At 63.9% G+C, this 18,379-nt stretch carries 14 protein-coding genes; 8 read left to right on the top strand and 6 right to left on the bottom strand.

All coding sequences use genetic code 11. The annotated features are described in order from the left end of the window. Positions 1 to 75: 75 nt before the first annotated feature. Positions 76 to 1,380 (top strand): RNA polymerase sigma factor, encoded by a 1,305-nt coding sequence (locus NEK97_RS03140; protein ID WP_235520476.1) that lies wholly within the window; start codon positions 76 to 78, stop codon positions 1,378 to 1,380. Positions 1,381 to 1,553: 173 nt separating this feature from the next. On the opposite strand, the gene NEK97_RS03135 is transcribed toward NEK97_RS03140, so the two are convergent. Continuing rightward, a complete protein-coding gene (locus tag NEK97_RS03135; RefSeq protein WP_018778705.1) occupies positions 1,554 to 1,775 on the bottom strand; it encodes a hypothetical protein in 222 nt (73 codons plus the stop codon). Positions 1,776 to 2,031: 256 nt separating this feature from the next. On the opposite strand from NEK97_RS03135, the gene NEK97_RS03130 reads away from it, so the two are divergent. Continuing rightward, positions 2,032 to 4,140, top strand: coding sequence for a type IIA DNA topoisomerase subunit B (locus tag NEK97_RS03130; RefSeq protein WP_235520477.1), 2,109 nt, complete (start codon positions 2,032 to 2,034; stop codon positions 4,138 to 4,140). Here the strand turns inward: NEK97_RS03130 and NEK97_RS03125 are convergent. Then, entirely contained in the window at positions 4,137 to 5,345 is a 1,209-nt protein-coding gene (locus NEK97_RS03125) for an MFS transporter (protein ID WP_257368401.1), read from the bottom strand. The two genes, NEK97_RS03130 and NEK97_RS03125, sit on opposite strands and share 4 nt — an antisense overlap. A 33-nt stretch (positions 5,346 to 5,378) precedes the next feature. On the opposite strand from NEK97_RS03125, the gene NEK97_RS03120 reads away from it, so the two are divergent. Then, positions 5,379 to 5,915, top strand: a complete 537-nt coding sequence (locus NEK97_RS03120) for a Chromate resistance protein ChrB (RefSeq protein ID WP_257368399.1) — start codon at positions 5,379 to 5,381, stop codon at positions 5,913 to 5,915. A gap of 19 nt (positions 5,916 to 5,934) precedes the next feature. Here NEK97_RS03120 and NEK97_RS03115 read toward each other — a convergent pair whose 3' ends face one another. Next, positions 5,935 to 6,921: a M56 family metallopeptidase gene (locus tag NEK97_RS03115; RefSeq protein ID WP_257368398.1), complete on the bottom strand. Its 987-nt coding sequence runs from the start codon at positions 6,919 to 6,921 to the stop codon at positions 5,935 to 5,937. Positions 6,922 to 6,926: 5 nt separating this feature from the next. Next, a complete protein-coding gene (locus NEK97_RS03110) occupies positions 6,927 to 7,313 on the bottom strand; it encodes a BlaI/MecI/CopY family transcriptional regulator (protein WP_211714067.1) in 387 nt (128 codons plus the stop codon). A gap of 281 nt (positions 7,314 to 7,594) precedes the next feature. Between NEK97_RS03110 and NEK97_RS03105 the strand changes: the two genes are divergently transcribed. Genes NEK97_RS03105 through NEK97_RS03090 form a run of 4 tightly spaced genes read left to right on the top strand, consistent with a single transcriptional unit; the run spans position 7,595 to position 14,753 of the window. Then, complete coding sequence (locus tag NEK97_RS03105; RefSeq protein WP_257368397.1) at positions 7,595 to 9,184, top strand: cytochrome ubiquinol oxidase subunit I; 1,590 nt, start codon at positions 7,595 to 7,597, stop codon at positions 9,182 to 9,184. A gap of 19 nt (positions 9,185 to 9,203) precedes the next feature. Beyond that, on the top strand, positions 9,204 to 10,301 hold the full coding sequence (cydB, locus tag NEK97_RS03100; protein WP_257368395.1) for a cytochrome d ubiquinol oxidase subunit II: 1,098 nt from the start codon (positions 9,204 to 9,206) through the stop codon (positions 10,299 to 10,301). A 6-nt stretch (positions 10,302 to 10,307) separates the two neighbouring features. Beyond that, entirely contained in the window at positions 10,308 to 13,733 is a 3,426-nt protein-coding gene (gene cydD / locus NEK97_RS03095; protein WP_257368394.1) for a thiol reductant ABC exporter subunit CydD, read from the top strand. Between the two features lie 9 nt (positions 13,734 to 13,742). Beyond that, positions 13,743 to 14,753, top strand: coding sequence for a GNAT family N-acetyltransferase (locus NEK97_RS03090; RefSeq protein ID WP_257368393.1), 1,011 nt, complete (start codon positions 13,743 to 13,745; stop codon positions 14,751 to 14,753). Here the strand turns inward: NEK97_RS03090 and NEK97_RS03085 are convergent. Next, entirely contained in the window at positions 14,750 to 15,268 is a 519-nt protein-coding gene (locus NEK97_RS03085) for a DinB family protein (RefSeq protein ID WP_257368392.1), read from the bottom strand. The genes NEK97_RS03090 and NEK97_RS03085 overlap by 4 nt on opposite strands. A gap of 128 nt (positions 15,269 to 15,396) precedes the next feature. Between NEK97_RS03085 and NEK97_RS03080 the strand changes: the two genes are divergently transcribed. Beyond that, positions 15,397 to 15,789: a VOC family protein gene (locus NEK97_RS03080; RefSeq protein ID WP_257368390.1), complete on the top strand. Its 393-nt coding sequence runs from the start codon at positions 15,397 to 15,399 to the stop codon at positions 15,787 to 15,789. 47 nt (positions 15,790 to 15,836) lie between these two features. Here the strand turns inward: NEK97_RS03080 and NEK97_RS03075 are convergent, their stop codons facing one another. Continuing rightward, positions 15,837 to 18,362 carry a DNA topoisomerase (ATP-hydrolyzing) subunit A gene (locus NEK97_RS03075; RefSeq protein ID WP_257368389.1) on the bottom strand — a complete coding sequence of 842 codons (2,526 nt, stop codon included), beginning with the start codon at positions 18,360 to 18,362 and terminating at the stop codon, positions 15,837 to 15,839. Between the last annotated feature and the right edge of the window lie 17 nt (positions 18,363 to 18,379).

Genomic DNA, 18,379 nt, shown 5'->3' with positions numbered 1-18,379 from the left:
GATCGCGGACTTGACAGGGTCATAGTGGTGTTGCCCGTATGGTGATTCCACAGACCGCCGCTAGAAAGGTTTTCTGTGACCCCGTCTTCCGTCGAGAAGGAACCCGCCGACCTGGCCGAACTGTCCGCTGAGGAAAAGAAGGCGGCCACATCGGCAAAGCGCGCCGCTACGCGTGCTGCCAACAAAGCCTCAGAGGTTGGCTCTGACAAGCCTGCACCCAAGAAGCGCGGACCCAAGCCCGGCGCGAAGGCCGCCGCTGAAGCCGCGAACCAGTCCTCAGACGCCGAGGACGCCAACGCCGAAGACGAAGACTTCGATCCCGCTGCAGCGGAAGAGGTTGAAGTCGGAGATGACGACGCAGAGGATGCCGCTGCCCCCAAGGAAAAGGCAGCTCCGTCCGGTTCCGGGTTCGTTTACTCTGATGCCGATGATGACGATGCTCCCGTGCAGCAGGTCATGTCGGCCGGCGCTACGGCCGACCCCGTCAAGGACTACCTGAAGCAGATCGGTAAGGTCGCCCTGCTGAATGCCGAGCAGGAAGTCGACCTCGCCCTCCGCATTGAAGCCGGACTCTTCGCCGAAGAAAAGATCAACGCTGACGACGGATCCATGGACCCGAAGCTCAAGCGCGAACTGGAATTCGTGATCCACGACGGCAAGCGCGCCAAGAACCACCTCCTTGAGGCCAACCTGCGGCTCGTTGTTTCGCTGGCCAAGCGCTACACCGGGCGTGGCATGCTCTTCCTCGACCTGATCCAGGAAGGCAACCTGGGCCTCATCCGCGCCGTGGAGAAGTTCGACTACACCAAGGGCTTCAAGTTCTCCACCTACGCCACCTGGTGGATCCGCCAGGCCATCACCCGCGCGATGGCTGACCAGGCCCGCACCATCCGTATCCCGGTGCACATGGTGGAAGTCATCAACAAGCTGGCCCGTGTCCAGCGGCAGATGCTCCAGGACCTCGGCCGCGAACCTACGCCGGAAGAATTGGCGTTGGAGCTGGACATGACGCCCGAGAAGGTCGTCGAAGTCCAGAAGTACGGCCGTGAGCCTATTTCCCTGCACACCCCGTTGGGTGAGGACGGCGACTCGGAGTTCGGTGACCTGATCGAGGACTCGGAAGCTGTTGTTCCCGCGGACGCGGTCAGCTTTACCCTCCTCCAGGAGCAGCTGCATTCCGTCCTGGACACCCTGTCCGAGCGTGAAGCCGGCGTCGTGGCTATGCGCTTCGGCCTGACCGACGGCCAGCCGAAGACTTTAGACGAAATCGGCAAGGTCTATGGAGTGACGCGCGAGCGTATCCGTCAGATCGAATCGAAGACCATGTCCAAGTTGCGGCACCCCTCCCGTTCACAGGTCCTCCGGGACTACCTGGACTAAACAGTTCGAGGCACCCAGTGGGCGGCCCAGTCGGATCTCCGGCTGGGCCGCTTTCTTGTCCGCAACACACCTGGCGTCTGAACATGGCGGGGACAACGCAAAAGGGCTCCTCCCGATCGGGAGGAGCCCTGTGCGCTCAAACGGTTTTCCGGACTTTGCCGGTGTGCCCTGCCTTAGTCGACGGGGACGGGAGCCTTCTCATTGAGGCGCTCGGTCTCATCGTGCCAGTCCGAAGTCATGGGCCGAAGCGTAGCTTCAACTGCACGTGCGTGGTGGCCGCAGAAAAGAAGCTCACCACCGGAGGACTCGAGTACAACGCGGACATACGCCTGGGCTCCGCAACGATCGCACCGGTCAGCTGCGTTCAGCGTGCGGTCTGCAACTGCTGTTGTCATGTCGGCCTCCTTAGTAGTTCTGTACATCCATATAACCAGCATTCGACGCAGATCCATGGCAAGGATGGGTCACTTTCGCTGTCCGCGTATCACATGTGCGTAACGTAACCTTCCGGGTTGCCCTGGCCCGGGAGTGGCAACCCGTACCTGTCGGTGGCCGCAGCTAGCCTAGTATTGGCAGTGTTTGCCTTGAATTACCAGCGATATCACGGCTGGGAAACACCCTGAGATATACCTCTGAAGGAGCACACCGCGAGTGGCACCGAGTTCTGAATACAACGCCCGGCACCTGTCTGTCCTTGAAGGCCTGGAAGCCGTTCGAAAGCGTCCGGGCATGTACATCGGGTCCACCGACTCCCGCGGCCTCATGCACTGTTTGTGGGAGATCATTGACAACTCGGTGGACGAGGCGTTGGCAGGTTTCGGACACGACATCAAGGTGATCCTGCATGCCGACAATTCTGTCGAAATTCACGACGACGGCCGTGGCATCCCCGTGGACGTCGAGCCAAAAACCGGACTCTCCGGCGTCGAGGTTGTCTTTACCAAACTGCACGCAGGTGGCAAGTTCGGCGGCGGTTCGTACACTGCTTCCGGTGGCCTGCATGGCGTGGGTGCGTCAGTGGTCAACGCCTTGTCGAGCCGGCTGGACGTCCAGGTGGACCGGGGGAGCAAGACCTACCAGATGTCGTTCCGCCGCGGCGAGCCCGGCCGGTTCGTGGACCCAGGTTCCAAGCCCGGGCCCGACGCCCCGTTTGAGCCCTTTGTGGAGAAGTCCGTGCTGGACGTCGTGGGCAAGGCCAAGCGTGGCGTGACCGGTACCCGCATCCGGTATTGGGCAGACCGCCAGATTTTTACTCCTGACGCAAAGTTCTCCTATGACGACCTGGCGGCGCGTGCCCGCCAGACGTCTTTCCTGGTTCCGGGCCTGAAAATTACGGTCCGTGATGAACGAAAGCTGGCCGGGACGCCGGGCGAGAACGGTGCCCACGAAGAGGTATTCCACCACGACGGTGGGATCTCCGAGTTTGTCGAATTCCTTGCAGCCGATTCCGGTGTGACTGACGTCTGGCGCCTTCATGGTTCAGGAAAGTTCAAGGAAACCGTGCCCGTCCTGGACGAAAACGGCCACAGCAAGATCGCGGAAGTCGAGCGCGACTGCGAGGTGGATATTGCCCTGCGCTGGGGTATCGGGTACGAGACCACCATGCGCAGCTTCGTTAACATCATCGCCACCCCCAAAGGCGGAACCCACCAGTCGGGGTTTGAGGCTGCCCTGCTGAAGACCTTCCGCAAGGCTGTGGAGACGAATGCCCGCAAGCTCAAAGCCGGCAACGACAAGATCGAGAAAGATGACATCCTCGCCGGGCTGACCGCCGTGTTGACGGTACGCCTGGCGGAGCCCCAGTTCGAGGGGCAGACCAAGGAAATTCTCGGCACCTCCGCGGTCAGGGCGATTGTGGCGAAGGTCGTTGAAAAGGAAATCACTTCCCGGCTGAATTCGGCCAACCGCAACGACAAGGCCCAGTCGGCGCTCCTTCTGGAGAAGATGGTCAGCGAGATGAAGTCACGCATCTCGGCCCGTGTCCATAAGGAAACCCAGCGTCGCAAGAACGCCCTGGAAACGTCGTCAATGCCCACGAAGCTCGCTGATTGCCGCACCGACGACGTTGCCCGCTCGGAACTGTTCATCGTTGAGGGCGACTCCGCGCTGGGTACAGCTAAGCTTGCGCGCTCATCCGACTTCCAGGCGCTGCTTCCGATTCGAGGCAAAATCCTCAACGTGCAAAAGGCCTCGGTGGGGGACATGCTCTCCAATGCCGAGTGCGCGGCACTGATCCAGGTGGTGGGGGCAGGCTCGGGCCGCAGTTTCGATATTGACGCTGCCAGGTATGGCAAGGTCATACTCATGACCGACGCCGACGTCGATGGCGCGCACATCCGCACCCTCCTGCTGACGCTGTTTTTCCGCTACATGCGTCCCATGGTTGAAGCCGGCCGGGTATTTGCCGCCGTCCCGCCATTGCACCGGGTTGAGGTTATCAACCCGGGCCAGAAGGCCAACGAGATGATCTACACCTACTCCGAGGCCGAGCTTCACGTGCTCCTCAACAACCTCGCCAAGGAGGGCAAGCGCTACAAAGAGCCCATCCAGCGGTACAAGGGCCTTGGTGAAATGGATGCTCAACAACTGGCCGAGACCACCATGGATCCGCGGCACAGGACCCTCCGGAAGGTAGGCATCGACAGCGCGCAGCGGGCAGAAGAAGTGTTCGACCTCTTGATGGGTTCGGACGTTGCGCCGCGCAAGGAGTTCATTATTGCCGGAGCAGCGACACTCGACAGGGAACGTATCGACGCTTAGGCGCTGGGCGTAGTCGGCGCGGTGTTGTCCTTTGCGGTGCGGCCCGCGGGGGCCGACAGTGCTGTTGCTCCCACGGCCAGGGCCAACGCACACAGTCCCCATGGCAGCCCGGCGGCGACGGCAACTCCGCCCACCAGCAACGGGCCGCCTGCGTCGCCAAGCTCGCGTCCGAGCTCCGCCGACCCCATGGTCCGGCCCAGGCGCTCCGGAGGGGTCGAGTCGGCGAGATGGGCAAAAGCCAGCGGCGTCGCGACGCCTATTCCGAGCCCGATCAGGACAGCGGCGCCGTAAGTCCAGCCGGCGCCGGGAAGGAGCGCGGCTACGAGCGTGCCGACGGCAGTGGCAGCCAGTCCGGCCATCATGCCGGGCCTATCGGCAAGCCGGCCCCGGTCCCGCAGGCTGCCGATGCGTGGCTGCACCAGGGATGAAGCAACGGCGAGCACCGTCACCACGGCAACACTGCCGGTTGTGCCTAGGCCTTCGCGGGCAGCAAGAGCCGGGAGGAATCCGACGGCGGCACCCAGGGCTCCCGTCGCGGCGGCAAGGACCAGCGTTGGTCCCAGGAACGAGCGCTCCGTGCTTTGGCGCCACACATCGACGATGGTGTACCTGGGCCGGGGAAGCGGTGCCAGCGGTGGAACGGAGAATGCAGCCCACGCTGCCACCACCAGGCCAAGGGCCGACAGGACAAGGAACAGCAAGGCGAAGCCGCCGGCCACGATGGCCAGGGCCCCCAGGAGTGGCCCTATGGCATAGCCCAGTCCTTTCCACGAGCCGTAGCGGCCAAAGTAGCGACCGGTCTTTCCCCCGGCCAGCCGGGCAACGCCAGCGGATGATGCGGGGGAGAACGCCGACGCTGCCATTCCCTGTCCCAGGCGGGCTGCGGCAAGCATTGCCGGTTGATCTGCCCAGAGGCCAATAAGGGAAGCGGCGGAGAAAGCAACCAGACCGCCCACGATCACCGGCTTGGGGCCGATGCGGTCGCTGAGGGCGCCAAAAACCGGTTTGAGGAACACCTCTGCGATGTCGTAAAGGGCCAGCAGGATGCCCAGCCCCAGGAGGCTGAGCCCGATGTCCGCGCTTTCGGCCCCCAGCCCTGCGGCGACGGCGTGGGCTCCGAACGCGGTGGTAAATCCTGCTGCATAGAGGGGCCATCGTTGGGCCGCGACCAGGCGCGCTGAGTCGGAGGGTTCTGAGGCATTCACGGAACAAATGTAACAGCTGCTACATTCAGAATTGTGATTGATCAACGTTGGCTACTGATCCTCGTCCAGGTACCTTCGCAGCCGTCCAGGCACAGGGTGGCGGTCTGGCGTGAACTTCGCCGGATTGGCGCGGTACCGCTGTCGCCGGGGACCTGGTTGCTTCCCGTCCATCCGTCCTTCGACGCCGGATTGGCCCGGGCCGAAGAACTGGTTGCCAACGGCGGTGGCTCCTGGACGTTGGTGGACGCCTCTCCCCGTAACCAGGGCGTGGACACCTTCCGGAGTGCGTATGAAGCTGCCCGACTGGAGGAGTGGTCCGAGTTCATGGCGGACTGTGGCAAGTTCGAACAGGAAATCGTGAAGGAAGTTGCCCACGAAAAGTTTACGTTCGCCGAGCTGGAGGAGGAGGAACAGAGCCTGGAACGCCTGAGGCGCTGGTTCCGCGAATTGAAGTCCCGCGATGTCCTGCATCTTCCACAGGCGGGAGAAGCAGCCGACCATCTTGCGCGGTGCGGGACCGCCCTTGAGCGCTATGCCTCAAGGGTCTATGAAGTCACACTGCAGCAGTAGCCACGTGCCGGTCCCGACACTAGCCCAGGAGTCCGGGAACGATCAGCAGGGCTGTCGGTACGGCCAGCAGGAGGATTGAGGCCGCGAGGACCAGGATCCGCAGGCCTCTGGTGAGCGGAGGCAGCGGCGAGAGGAGGCGGCTGACGCGGGACGCCGTCGTACGTGGAGAATCGGCGCCGCCGGTAGCGCTGACTGAATTGCCCTCCACCACCGCGCCTCCTGTGGTGAAGGCGTGGGTTCCAATGGTCGGCTGGGACGAACCGCTGGCGACAATGGCGATTGCCTTGATGAGTGTCCCTTTGCTTTCCGTTCGGAGGGCGACGTCGTCGGCCAGCATCTCGATCAGGGAGTTCACGGCGGTCTGGGCGAGCCGGGTGGTGGGAAACCACGGTAAGGCCTGCCGCCAGGCGGCGAAGGCCCACAGCAGAAGGTCGTGGCGTTGGGAAAGGTGTGCATTCTCGTGAATGAGGACGGCCCTGAGTTCGGCGGGTTCAAGGGCTGCCATGAGGCCATCGGAGAGCACGGTCACTGAGCGGGCGCCGCCGGGCAGGCAGTACGCCACTGGCGAGTCATGGTTGATTACCACGGTTCCCGGTCCGTCGTCGGAGGGTGATGCCAGCAGGGCCAGTAGTTCGCGGTGCCGGCGCCGCTGGCGTTCAATCTTGTAGTAGGTCAGCAGGAGAGTGAAGACCAAGTGGGCTGTCAGCAGGGCAGCTGCCGACAGGGCGAAGAGATGCCAGAATCCCAGCGCTGTGGTGGGTTCGTTGTAGAAGACCATTCCTGCCAGGCTCCGGAGGCCGGCGAGGAGGTTGTCGCCCACGGGTTCCAGGCCATACACAAGCATGGCGCCAATCATGGAAAGCCCACCGGCCAGGGCGATCGCCTGCCACAGCACCATGGCTGTGAAGGGGGAGCGTGCAGGCCACTGTGCTCGCGACAGCAGAACGGGCACGGGCCATGCCAGGATCAATGCCAGGACCGCAAGCAGGTATGAGGTCCAGAACATAGTGGCTAATTGTAGCCGAGCAGTTTGCGCAGTGTTGCGGCTTCGCTTTCAGTGACGGAGCCAATGAATCGGGCGAGGACGGCTTCCCGGTCCGGAGCGGAGCCAAGGACTTCGTGCATGAGCTCGGCGGTGTGGTCTGCGCGGCTGGAAACGGCCTGGTAGCGGTGCGGGCGGGTTCCGCGCTCACGCTCCACAAGGCCCTTCTTTTCCAACCGGGAGAGGACAGTAAGAACCGTGGTCACGGCCAGGTCCTTGCCCTGGTGCCCTGCCGAGCCATCGCCGGCTTCGGAATCCTGCGCGAGGAGATCGCGCAGGGTGTTGGCAGTTGCAGCCTCCTGGCCTGCCCAGAGCAGATCCATGACTGCCCGTTCCAGTTCCCCAAGACTTGCCATCAATACGTCCCTACCTTCCGCATCCCAACAACAGCACTTCTGCCGCCCGGTGCGACGATCCAACATTCATTCACTAATTTACCGCTTTTCAACTCTCCATTCTACGTCAGGTAGAACTATCGGCGCGCCGCGGGCCGGAGGAGGGCCTTGCGCGTGCGTAACGCCACTTGAAGAATGGGTTTGGTCTGCCGCCATTTGTTCTACACTGTGTAGAAGACACGTTTTCTACAGAACGTAGAAGTACCGTCATTGCACTTCGGTCCACCGCACAAAGGACAGCCATGGACGCTTTGGAAATCGCACGCTGGCAATTCGGCATCACTACCGTCTACCACTTCATGATGGTGCCGCTCACTATTGGCCTTGGCCTGGTGGTAGCCATCATCCAGACCCTTTGGTACCGCACGGGTAAGGCCGAGTACCTGCGCATGACCAAGTTCTGGGGAAAGCTGTTCCTCATCAACTTCATCATGGGCGTGGCAACCGGAATCGTGCAGGAATTCCAGTTCGGGATGGCCTGGAGTGAGTACAGCCGGTTCGTGGGCGACGTCTTCGGCGCTCCGCTGGCCCTTGAGGCGCTGCTTGCCTTCTTCGTGGAGTCCACGTTCCTGGGACTGTGGATCTTCGGCTGGAAGCAGCTCAAGCGTGGCGTGCACCTGGCCTGCCTATGGATCGCAGTGATCGGATCGGTCTTTTCCGCCTACTTCATCATCGTGGCGAACTCCTGGATGCAGCACCCTGTTGGTGTGGAGATGGTGGATGGCCGTCCCGTTATGACAGATGCGTGGGCAGTCTTTACCAACAACACAGCATTGGTCGCAGTGCCGCACACCCTGTTCGGCGCACTGGCCGTTGCGGGTGCCTTCCTGCTGGGAATCGCCTGGTACCACCTGTGGCGCAGGCGCCACGACGGGATAGACGTGGTGGGTGCCGATGGCAAGCTGATTCCGGGTGAGGCTGCAATTCCAGGCCGCGACAAGGCTGATTACACGGTATGGATGAGATCACTGAGGATCGGTGCCGTAGTGGCCATGATTTCCTTCGCGGGGACCGCCATTACTGGCGACCTCCAAGGCAAGCTGATGTTTGAACAGCAGCCCATGAAGATGGCCGCTGCGGAAGCCGCCTGCCACGATGGCACTGGCTTCTCGGTGCTCAGCGTGGGCAACCTCGGTGCTTCGAACTGCGATGACATTGTGGCGGTCATCGAAGTCCCGGGGATCCTGTCCTTCCTGGCCAAGGGCGATTTCACCACCGAGGTCAAGGGCGTCAACAGCCTGCTCGGTGAATACAAGGAAAAGTACGGCACCCACCTGCCCGACAACCCGCTGTACGGCGAGCGCGCCGGCCAGGAGATCCACTATGTTCCCGTGATGGAAGTGACGTACTGGGGCTTCCGCATGATGATCGGCTTTGGTGGCATCGCAGCCCTCGCGGCCCTGCTGGCCCTGTGGGTCACCCGCAAGGGTGTGGTGCCCCAGTCCAGGTGGCTCATGCGCCTGGCGGTCTTCGGGATTCTTGCTCCCTTCGGTGCCAATGCGGCCGGGTGGATCTTCACGGAGATGGGACGCCAGCCGTTCGTGGTGGCCCCGAATCCTGACATGAACGGGATCGACCAGGTCTTCATGTTTACAGCGGCAGCTGTCTCTCCGGGGGTCAGTGCGGGTGAGCTCATGACCTCGCTGGTGGTCCTCACCGCCATCTACGCCGTGCTTCTGGTGGTTGAAGTGAAGCTGCTGGTCAAGTACATCCGCGGCGGAGTGGCGTCGGCGATGCCTGAACTTGCCCATGCCAAGGAGACAGACAAGCACGACAAGAGCGACGACGGCCCGGACAAGTCCGGCGACGACGTCCTGGCATTCGCCTACTAGAAGCCAAGGGAAACTGACAATGGAACTGTTGCCAACTATCTGGTTCGTGGCCATCGCCGTTCTGTGGACCAGCTACCTCTTCCTGGAGGGCTTTGACCTCGGCGTCGGCATGCTCATGAAGCTGTTCGCACGCAACAACACCGACCGCCGCGTTCTGTTGAACACGATTGGTCCGGTGTGGGACGGCAATGAGGTGTGGCTGCTCACTGCGGCAGGTGCAACCTTCGCTGCATTCCCCCTCTGGTACGCATCCTTGTTCTCGGCGTTGTACCTGCCGTTGCTGTGCGTCCTCGCGGCTCTGATCTTCCGTGCGGTCGCCTTCGAGTACCGGGGCAAGGTTGACTCCGTCCGTTGGCGCAACCGCTGGGACTGGGCCATCGCCGTCGGCTCCTTCGTTGCCGCCTTTGGGATCGGCGCCGCCTTGGCGCTGACAACAACGGGCCTGCCGTTGAACGCCAACGGGGACCGCGTGGGTGGCCCCATGTCCTGGTTCAGCGGGTATGCGCTCCTCGGCGGGTTCGGTGTTGTGGCGTTCGCCCTGGTTCACGCCCTGGCCTTCCTGGCGCTGAAGACCGACGGCGATGTGCGGCACCGTGCGCGCCGCTGGTTTGTGCGGCTGGTCCCGGTTGCCGTGCTGCCGATGTTCGGCTGGATGCTGGCGGTGCAGTTCCTGAGCGGGAAGCCGTGGACCTGGGCCTTGGTGGCAGCCGCGGTGGTGGCCGTAGTCCTGGCCTGGCAGTTGGCCCGGGCAGGATCCGAGGGGCGGGCATTCGGTGCCCTCGGCGCTTTCATTGTCTGCGCCACGGCCTCGATCTTCGGTGCGGCGTTCCCGGTGGTCATTCCTTCCACGATCGATCCCGCCTTCAACCTGACCATTTCCAACGCCTCGTCTTCGGACTACACGTTGGGCCTGATGAGTATTGTTGCCGCCGTAGGGCTGCCGCTGGTCATTGCCTACCAATCCTGGACGTACTGGGTATTCCGGCGTCGCGTCAGTGCAGCGCACATCCCCGAGGCGCACGGGTTCTTGCCTGCGATCGCCGCAAAAGTCCTGGTTTCCAAGGAACCGGGTTCGGACGGTACCCCGTCCGGCAAGCCAACCCACCCGGGAGTCTGAACGCCGATGAAGCCCGTGTTCCCTTCCGGCCCGGTTACCCGATCCGCCCTCTACGCGATCGGGCTGCTGTCCGCCCTCAAGGCCCTGTCCTTGGTGCTGATGGCGCAGGCCGTGGCGGTGATGCTGGCAGGCCTGGCTTCCGGGTCCGGGGATTGGAACAGCGGAGTCATCTGGGGCGCCGTGGGAGCTGTCCTTCGCTCGCTGACGGTGTGGGGGCAGGGCATTGCCTCCCGCCGGGCCGCCTTGGGCGTCAAAGAGGAGCTGCGCGCCAGCCTGCTGCGGCGATCACTGGGAGACGGCGCCGCCTCGCCGGTGGAGGGAATGAACGACGGCGGCCTGGCGATCCTCACGACGCGGGGACTGGACGCCCTGGACGATTACTACACGCAATACCTGCCGGCGTTGGTGAACTGCGCAACGGTGCCTTTGTTGATCGGCGCCCGTATCCTGTTCGCCGACTGGGTCAGCGCACTGGTGATCGTCCTGACCGTGCCCCTGGTTCCACTGTTCATGGTGCTGATTGGCCGGCACACCGAGGACAGTGTCCGCGACGCGCAGACCACCCTGCGGAAACTGTCCGGGCACATTCTTGAACTCGCCAAAGGCCTGCCGGTCCTGGTGGGCCTGGGCCGCGCCAGTGAGCAACGCGCAGCCTTGGAGGATATCTCCGAGCAATACCGCAGCCGCACCATGGGAACCCTCCGCACAGCCTTCCTTTCGGCACTTGCCCTGGAACTTATAGCCACGATCTCCGTAGCCGTTGTGGCCGTGTTCATCGGTGTCAGGCTTGTGGCCGGGGACATGGCATTGGAAGCAGGCTTGTTGGCATTGATCCTTGCCCCCGACTGCTACCTGCCGCTCCGGGAACTGGGTACGGCCCACCACGCCAGCGACGACGGCCGTGCCGCTCTCGAAACCACCCAGGCCGTGCTGGAAGCACCCGCGCACCAGCGACTGCAGGAAACTCCCGCCCTTCCCGGGCCGGAAGACACCGTGGTGACCGATCTTTCGGTGACGTACAGCGGCAGGTCAGCGGCCGCCGTCGGACCCCTCAGCTTCATTGCAACCCAAGGCAGGATCACCGCGCTGGACGGGGACAGCGGGACCGGGAAGAGCACAGTCCTGGCTGTCCTGGCCGGGCTGGTCGGTCCGGGGGCGGGTACCGCAGTCACTGGGCACATCAGGGGAGCAGGACAAGGGACTGTGGCATGGGTGCCACAGCATCCTGTCATGGCAGCTGAAACGGTCCAGCAGGAAATTGAGCTCTACCTGGACGGATACGACGGCAACACTGCCGAAGCTGCCGCACGTGTCCTGGAAAAGACCTCAGCAGACCACCTGGCAGCCAAGCACCCCGGTGAGCTGAGCCCCGGCGAACTGCGCCGTGTGGCACTCGCCCGCGGACTCGCGCGCGTGGAAGCCGGAGCCACCGTGCTGCTGCTCGACGAACCCACCGCACACCTGGACCACTACTCTGCCAGCGTGGTGCGAAACGCCATGGAATCACTCCGCGGCTCGGTCACGGTGATCCTGGTGGCCCACGACGCCGCCACCCGGGCGCTCGCCGACCACGTGGTGTCCGTTGGGCGCAAGCACCCCTTGCCAGCGCCACGGGCGGGGGATGGCCCCGTGCGCCCCGCCGCCGTTGGCAGCCACGCGGAATCCATGCTTGCAACCGTCGCGGATACTTCCGCACGCCCGGACGGCATCGTTCCGGCCATGCACCGGACCGGAAGCCTGCGACGCCTGCTGGGGGTCCTGAAGCCCGTCCGCTGGAAGTTCGCCGCCGCGGGTGCCGTAGCAGTCCTTGCCGCTTTATTCGCCGTAGCCCTTTCCGGGTTGTCAGGATGGTTGATCATCAGGGCCAGCGAACAGCCGCCCATCCTCTACCTGCTCGGCGCAATAGTGGGTGTCCGGTTCTTCGGTATTGGCAGGGCAGTCCTGCGGTACTGCGAGCGCCTGCTGACCCACGACGCCGTTTTCGCTGCCATGACCCGCCTCCGGGGCGCACTGTGGGCAACACTGAGCCGGAGGGCGCTGTCCCTTCGCCGACTCCTTCAAGGCGGGAACGTCCTGGGGTCGGTGGTGGACGACGTCGACACCCTCCGCGACCTCCTGCCCCGCGTTGCACTGCCTCCGGTCACCGCAGTGGGCGTAAGCGGAGCAGCCATCATCGCCACTGCGCTGGTCATGCCCGCAGCAGTTCCCGCCGTGGTGCTGGCGTCTGTCATCGGCCTGGCAATTGCTCCGTTCCTCGCCGTCCTGGCCGACAGGAACGCCGCAACATCAGAACAGCAGATGCGCTCCGTGGTACTGAAGGGAGTCGCTGCGGCATTGGACGCACGGGCAGACCTCGCTGCCAACGGAGTGGGTGGGCCCGTCCTTCGGGAGCTCCGCAACAAGGACCGCGCAGCCACCGTCTCCGCCCAGCGTTCGGCGTGGGCCGAGGGGCTCGGGCAAGCTGTGATCGTCCTGGCCTGCTCGCTGGCAGCCCTGTGGGCGGGTGTCCTCGGCGCTCCCTCTGTCGCCGACGGCTCCGCAGCACCCGAACTCGTAGCCGTGATCGTCCTGATGTTGCTGGCGCTGGTTGAACCCTTCGGGGGCATCGTCTCCTCGGTGCGCCAAGCCCCGGCGCTCGCAGCCGTCCTGGGCCGCGTTGCCGCGTCCGGGGCCCTGGACGCCGCATCCGGGACCGCTTCGGAAGACCCCGACGGCGGCCCGCGGCCGCTGACTGAACGCGACGGCCAAGCGGGACTGGAATTGAGGGACGCGGCCGCAGCATGGCCCGGGGGTCCGAACGTGTTCGCTGGCCTCACGGTGGAAGCCGGACCCGGCCGCTGGCTCTCCGTGACAGGGCCTTCCGGGGCAGGAAAATCCACCCTCCTGTCGGTGCTGCTGGGCTTCCTGCCACTCACGCAGGGAACGGCCAAAATGACGGGGACGGCGGCCTGGTGCCCGCAGGAGGCGCACCTTTTCGATTCCACCATCCGTGGGAACCTCCTGCTGAGCCGGCCCGCGGCGGCGAAACCGACGGAGGCGGACATGCACAAGGCGCTGGCCGATGTTGGGCTGGACGTTTTGGTGGAGACCATGCCCGGCGGGCTCGACGCACGGATAGGACCCGAAGGGTCCTTCCTCAGCGGCGGCGAACGGCAGCGGCTCGCGATGGCAAGGACTTTGCTGACCGGGGCCTCCATTTTGCTTCTGGACGAGCCAACGGCGCACCTGGATGCCGGCGCAGCCCGCGAAATGATGGCGATCCTCCGGGCAGGACTCAAGGACGTCACGGTAGTCCTTGTTACCCACAATCCCGACGATATCGATCCCACGGACGCACGCCTGGAGCTGGGCTCGTCGGTAGTTGCCGTGGGTCCTGCTGTGGGCCCCGGCGCGGGCGCGGCGGAGCTGGTGGGAAGGACTACCCCTCAGTAGCCTGTTGGCATGCCTTTCGAAGCAGCACGCCAAGCCATGCCCGACGCCGTCGTGACGGGCCTCCAGTGGCGGCCGGCGTCCATGGGGAACCTGGACAATTGGGCCGGACTGATCGCCAGGACGGCCGCCGTCGAACGTCCCGCCTGGTATGAAAAGCGCGGCGACCTGGTCCATGTCCTCGAGTCCAGCAAGAATCCTCCGCAAGCCAGCACGCTGCTGGGCTTCGACGCCGGCGGCGTGGCGCGGGCTTACGGGCGCATCACCAAGAACCCGGAGGGCGACAAAGCCACGGGAATGGCGTGCGTTGACCCGGGCTGGCAGCAGCGCGGCATAGGCTCCACCATCCTGCTGTGGCAGGAAGCGCAAGTACGCCAGCGCTTCCACGAGGACCAGGAGGCGGGGCACACGACGGCGCCGCCAAGGCTTCGCATCCGCACTGAAGAGCAACACGAACACCAAGCCGCTCTGCTGATGGGGCACGGCTATGGAGCGGTGCGCTGGTTCAATGAGATGCACCGGACGTTGGCAACTGAACTGCCACATGCTCCCCTGGGAAGCGGGCTCGAACTGCGGACGCTCGAACCACCCCTGTTCGAATCGGTGCGGCAGGCCCACAACGATGCTTTCCGTGACCATTGGGGGAGCGAACCCAGGGACAAGGAAGCATGGAGGTTCACTATCGAAGAACCCACCGCCAGGCATGATCTGAGCACCGTGGTGCTCGACCAGGCCACGGGTGACGTTGTGGGTTACCAACTGGCCAGCCACGACCCGGACGCGGCACGTGACCGCGGTTTCAAGGAGGGCTACACCGAACTCCTGGGGGTTCGACGAGCCTACCGGGGCAGGGGAATCGCCCAGGCCCTGCTGGCAGACGCCATGCGGCGATACTCGCTGGCCGGTATGGATGTCGCCTCCCTTGACGTTGACTCGGCCAACCCGACCGGCGCCTTGGAGCTCTATCTTGGCATGGGCTACGAGCCGGTCAACCGCAGCATGACGTGGGAGAAAATGCTCTAGCCGTCCACGTCGTGCAGGTGGTGGACGACGTCATGCAGGAAGTACTGCGAGAACGTCAGCACGGTGAAGGCCGAGCCGTTGCTGCGCGTCCCTGTCCGCTCCCAGTCTTCCTCCCGGACCCGGGCAAAGGACTCGGCGATGGTGGCGCCCTCGGCTTCCAGTTCGTCGGCCACCGTCCGGGGGTCCGCGGAGCCGTACTCGCCGTCGATGGCTGCCTGGTCCTGGTTCCAATTGGCGAACTGTGCGTCGTCCTCGCTCAGCATCAGGTTCAACCGCTGGTCAAACAGGCTAAAAACATCGCGCACATGGCACGCATATTCCAAGGTGGACCACGTGTGGTCGTTGGGACGTACCGCAACGTCCTCGCGGCGCAGCACAGCCCTCCACCTCGGCAGCATGTTCAGGACGGTGCCCGGCACTGTCGACGGGGTCACCGTAGCGGGATCGAAACCGCACTCATTGCAGGGCTCTGAGAGCACCCAGGTCCAGTCTTTTTCATCAGGGATGATCGGCATGTCGCCAGTCTAAGCTGAACCGCGCGGACGTCCCGGCCAAAAGCAAAAAACGGGGTCGGTTTCCAATTACTTCCCGTCACGGCCAGGAGTAAAGTTCGTTCCGGGAGGAGAGCCGGAAAGAGAGAATCATGCTCAAAGATCAGCAAGTGGCTGCCGTTTTACCGGCGCAGGATCTGAAGCGGGCCCGCGGGTTCTACAGTGAGAAACTCGGACTCGAGCCAGAGAATCCGGACGCGGATGACAACCTCCAGTACAGGTGCGGTGATGGCACCGGGTTCCTTCTGTACGAGACCCCGAACGCGGGGACCGCACGGAATACCCAAATGGGTTGGATGGTCGATGACGTCGCAGCCACCGTCGAGGAGCTGCGCGGGAAGGGAGTGGCCTTCGAAGACTACGACTTCCCTGGCCTCAAGACGGAAAACGGCATCGCCACCATGCCCGACGGAAGCGCCGCCGCGTGGTTCCTGGACACCGAGGGGAACATACTGAGCCTGAACCAAATGGGTGGAAACGGTTAGCTTGGCAGATAAATGAGGGCCGGCGGTTAGTCACCGCCGGCCCTTGTTTATGCCTCTGTGCTGCCTTCTTCCGGCCAAGCCATGCTCGGCCCGATTGCTTCCACAGGCTGTGACAAAGGAACTCCCGAACCGTCCCTGCGCCCATGTTCGTGGGGCAGTGCCCTGGCTACACCGGCAGCGGAGGACGCCTTGGCCGGGCCATGGCCAGCCCAGGCCAGCAGCAGTGTGTCTTCCCCCTTGAGGAAGCGGTGGACACGGACGCCGCCGGTGGCGCGGCCCTTCGCGGGATACTCTTCGAACGCCGTCACCTTGGCAGTTCCCGGTGCCGTTCCGGGAAGGGCGCCAGTAGTGCCGGCAATGGTCACCACGACGGCGGCAGGATCGTTGGCGCGCACAGTACCGAAGTGGATGACCTGGTCGCCCGGTGCGAGCTTGATACCTGCCATGCCCCCTGCCGTCCTTCCCTGCGGGCGGACGTTGGAGGCACTGAACCGCAGCAATTGGGCTTGCCTGGTCACGAAGACGAGATCGACGTCGTCCTCCTGCGCAGGCTCCACGGCAAGTACCGAGTCTTTTTCCTTCAGCGCGATGATTTCCCAATCCTCGCGGTTAAGCGGGTAATCGGGCTGTACGCGCTTGACGACGCCCTGGACCGTTCCGATCGCAAGGACGGAGTCCAAGGGCACAAACGCAACCAAGGTCTCGCCCTTGGTCAAGGTGATGAAGTCCTTTGCCGGTACGCCCCCCGCCAGGTTGGGCAGGCCGGAGACCGGCGGCAGGGCAGGCATGTCCATCACCTGCAGCCGGAGCATCCGGCCCTGGGAAGTGACGGCACCTATTTCACCGCGGGCGGTGGTCTTCACGACCGAACGGAACACATCGTGCTTCGCCCGTGGTCCGGCCTCCGCCAACGGTTCCTGGTTGGAAGTCCTGGCGATCTGGCCGGAGACACTGAGCAAAGCCCAGCAGGGGTCATCCGGGATCTCCAGTGGAAGTGCCGCGCCCTTGCCCTTGGGTCCCGGTGCCGTGGCCGCGAGTGCGGCGGCCACTGTGGGCGAGACAGCTTCGGATTCAAGGAGTACGGTGCGCCGGGGAGTGCCGTACTTCTCGGCGATCACTCCGAGCTCGCCGGACACAAGGTCCCTGAGCAGCTCGTCGGAGGCGAGGATGGCCTCGAGTGCTTCGATTTCGCGGCGCAGTTCGTCCTGTTCCTTCTCCAGTTCCAGCCGTGAGTACTTGGTCAGCTGACGCAGGCGAAGTTCCAGGATGTAGTTCGCCTGGATTTCGGTGAGGTCGTAGATGGACATCAGCCGCTCGCGCGCAGCCGAGGCCTCGTCGGAGGAACGGATGATCTGGATGACCTCGTCGATGTCCACGATCGCGATCAACAGGCCCTCCACCAGGTGGAGGCGGTCCTTCTTCTTGCCCAGGCGGAACGAGGTCCGGCGGCGCACCACATTCAGGCGGTGCTCAACGTACACCTGGAGCAACTGCAGCAGGCCAAGCGTCTGCGGCTGGCCGTCCACCAGGGTCACATTGTTGATGCCGAAGGAATCTTCCATGGGCGAATAGCGGTACAGCTGCTGGAGGACGGCGTTGGGGTTGAAGCCGTTCTTCAACTCGATGACCAGGCGGAGCCCATGGTTCCGGTCCGTCAGGTCCACCACATCGCTGATACCAGTCAACTTCTTGGCGTTGACGGCGTCCTTGATCTTCTCGATGACCTTTTCCGGGCCCACCATGTACGGGAGCTCGGTGACCACAAGCCCGGTGCGGCGGGCGGAGAGCTGTTCCACTTCCACCTTGGCGCGGGTCTTGAAGGAACCCCGCCCCGTTGCGTAGGCGTCACGGATTCCGTCCAGGCCCACGATCCGGCCGCCCGTGGGGAGGTCAGGTCCGGGGACGAAACGCATGATGTCCTCGAGCGTGGCATCGGGATTGGCAATCAGGTGACGCGCAGCGGCGATGACCTCCACCAGGTTGTGGGGAGCCATGTTGGTGGCCATGCCTACAGCGATACCGGTGGTGCCGTTGACCAGCAGGTTGGGGAACGCTGCCGGGAGGACGTCCGGCTGCGTCAACTGGTTGTCGTAGTTGGGGACGAAGTCCACCACGTCTTCGTCGAGGTGGTCGGTCATGGTCAGCGCAGCGGCCGCGAGCCGGGCCTCCGTGTAACGCGGGGCGGCTGGACCGTCGTCGAGCGAGCCGAAGTTGCCGTGACCATCGATCAGCGGCAGGCGCAGGGAAAAGTCCTGTGCCATGCGCACCATGGCGTCGTAGATCGCTGCGTCGCCGTGCGGGTGGAGCTTACCCATGACTTCGCCCACCACGCGTGCGCTCTTGACGTGCCCGCGGTCAGGGCGCAAACCCATGTCCGCCATCATGTACAGGATGCGCCGTTGAACAGGCTTCAATCCGTCGCGTGCGTCAGGGAGGGCGCGCGAATAAATCACCGAGTAGGCATACTCCAGGAAGGAGCCTTCCATCTCGGAAGTGACGTCGATATCGACGATGTTCTCGGTGAAATCGCCGAGGGGCTCGCCTTTGCGTGCGGGAGTTTGGCTGCGGGCCATGTGGTTGGTGGATCCTT

The sequence above is a fragment of the Paenarthrobacter sp. UW852 genome, assembly GCF_024608385.1.
Taxonomy (GTDB): domain Bacteria; phylum Actinomycetota; class Actinomycetes; order Actinomycetales; family Micrococcaceae; genus Arthrobacter.
The sequence above is the reverse complement of the archived record's forward strand: the minus strand, read 5'-3'. Positions and strand labels throughout refer to the sequence as shown.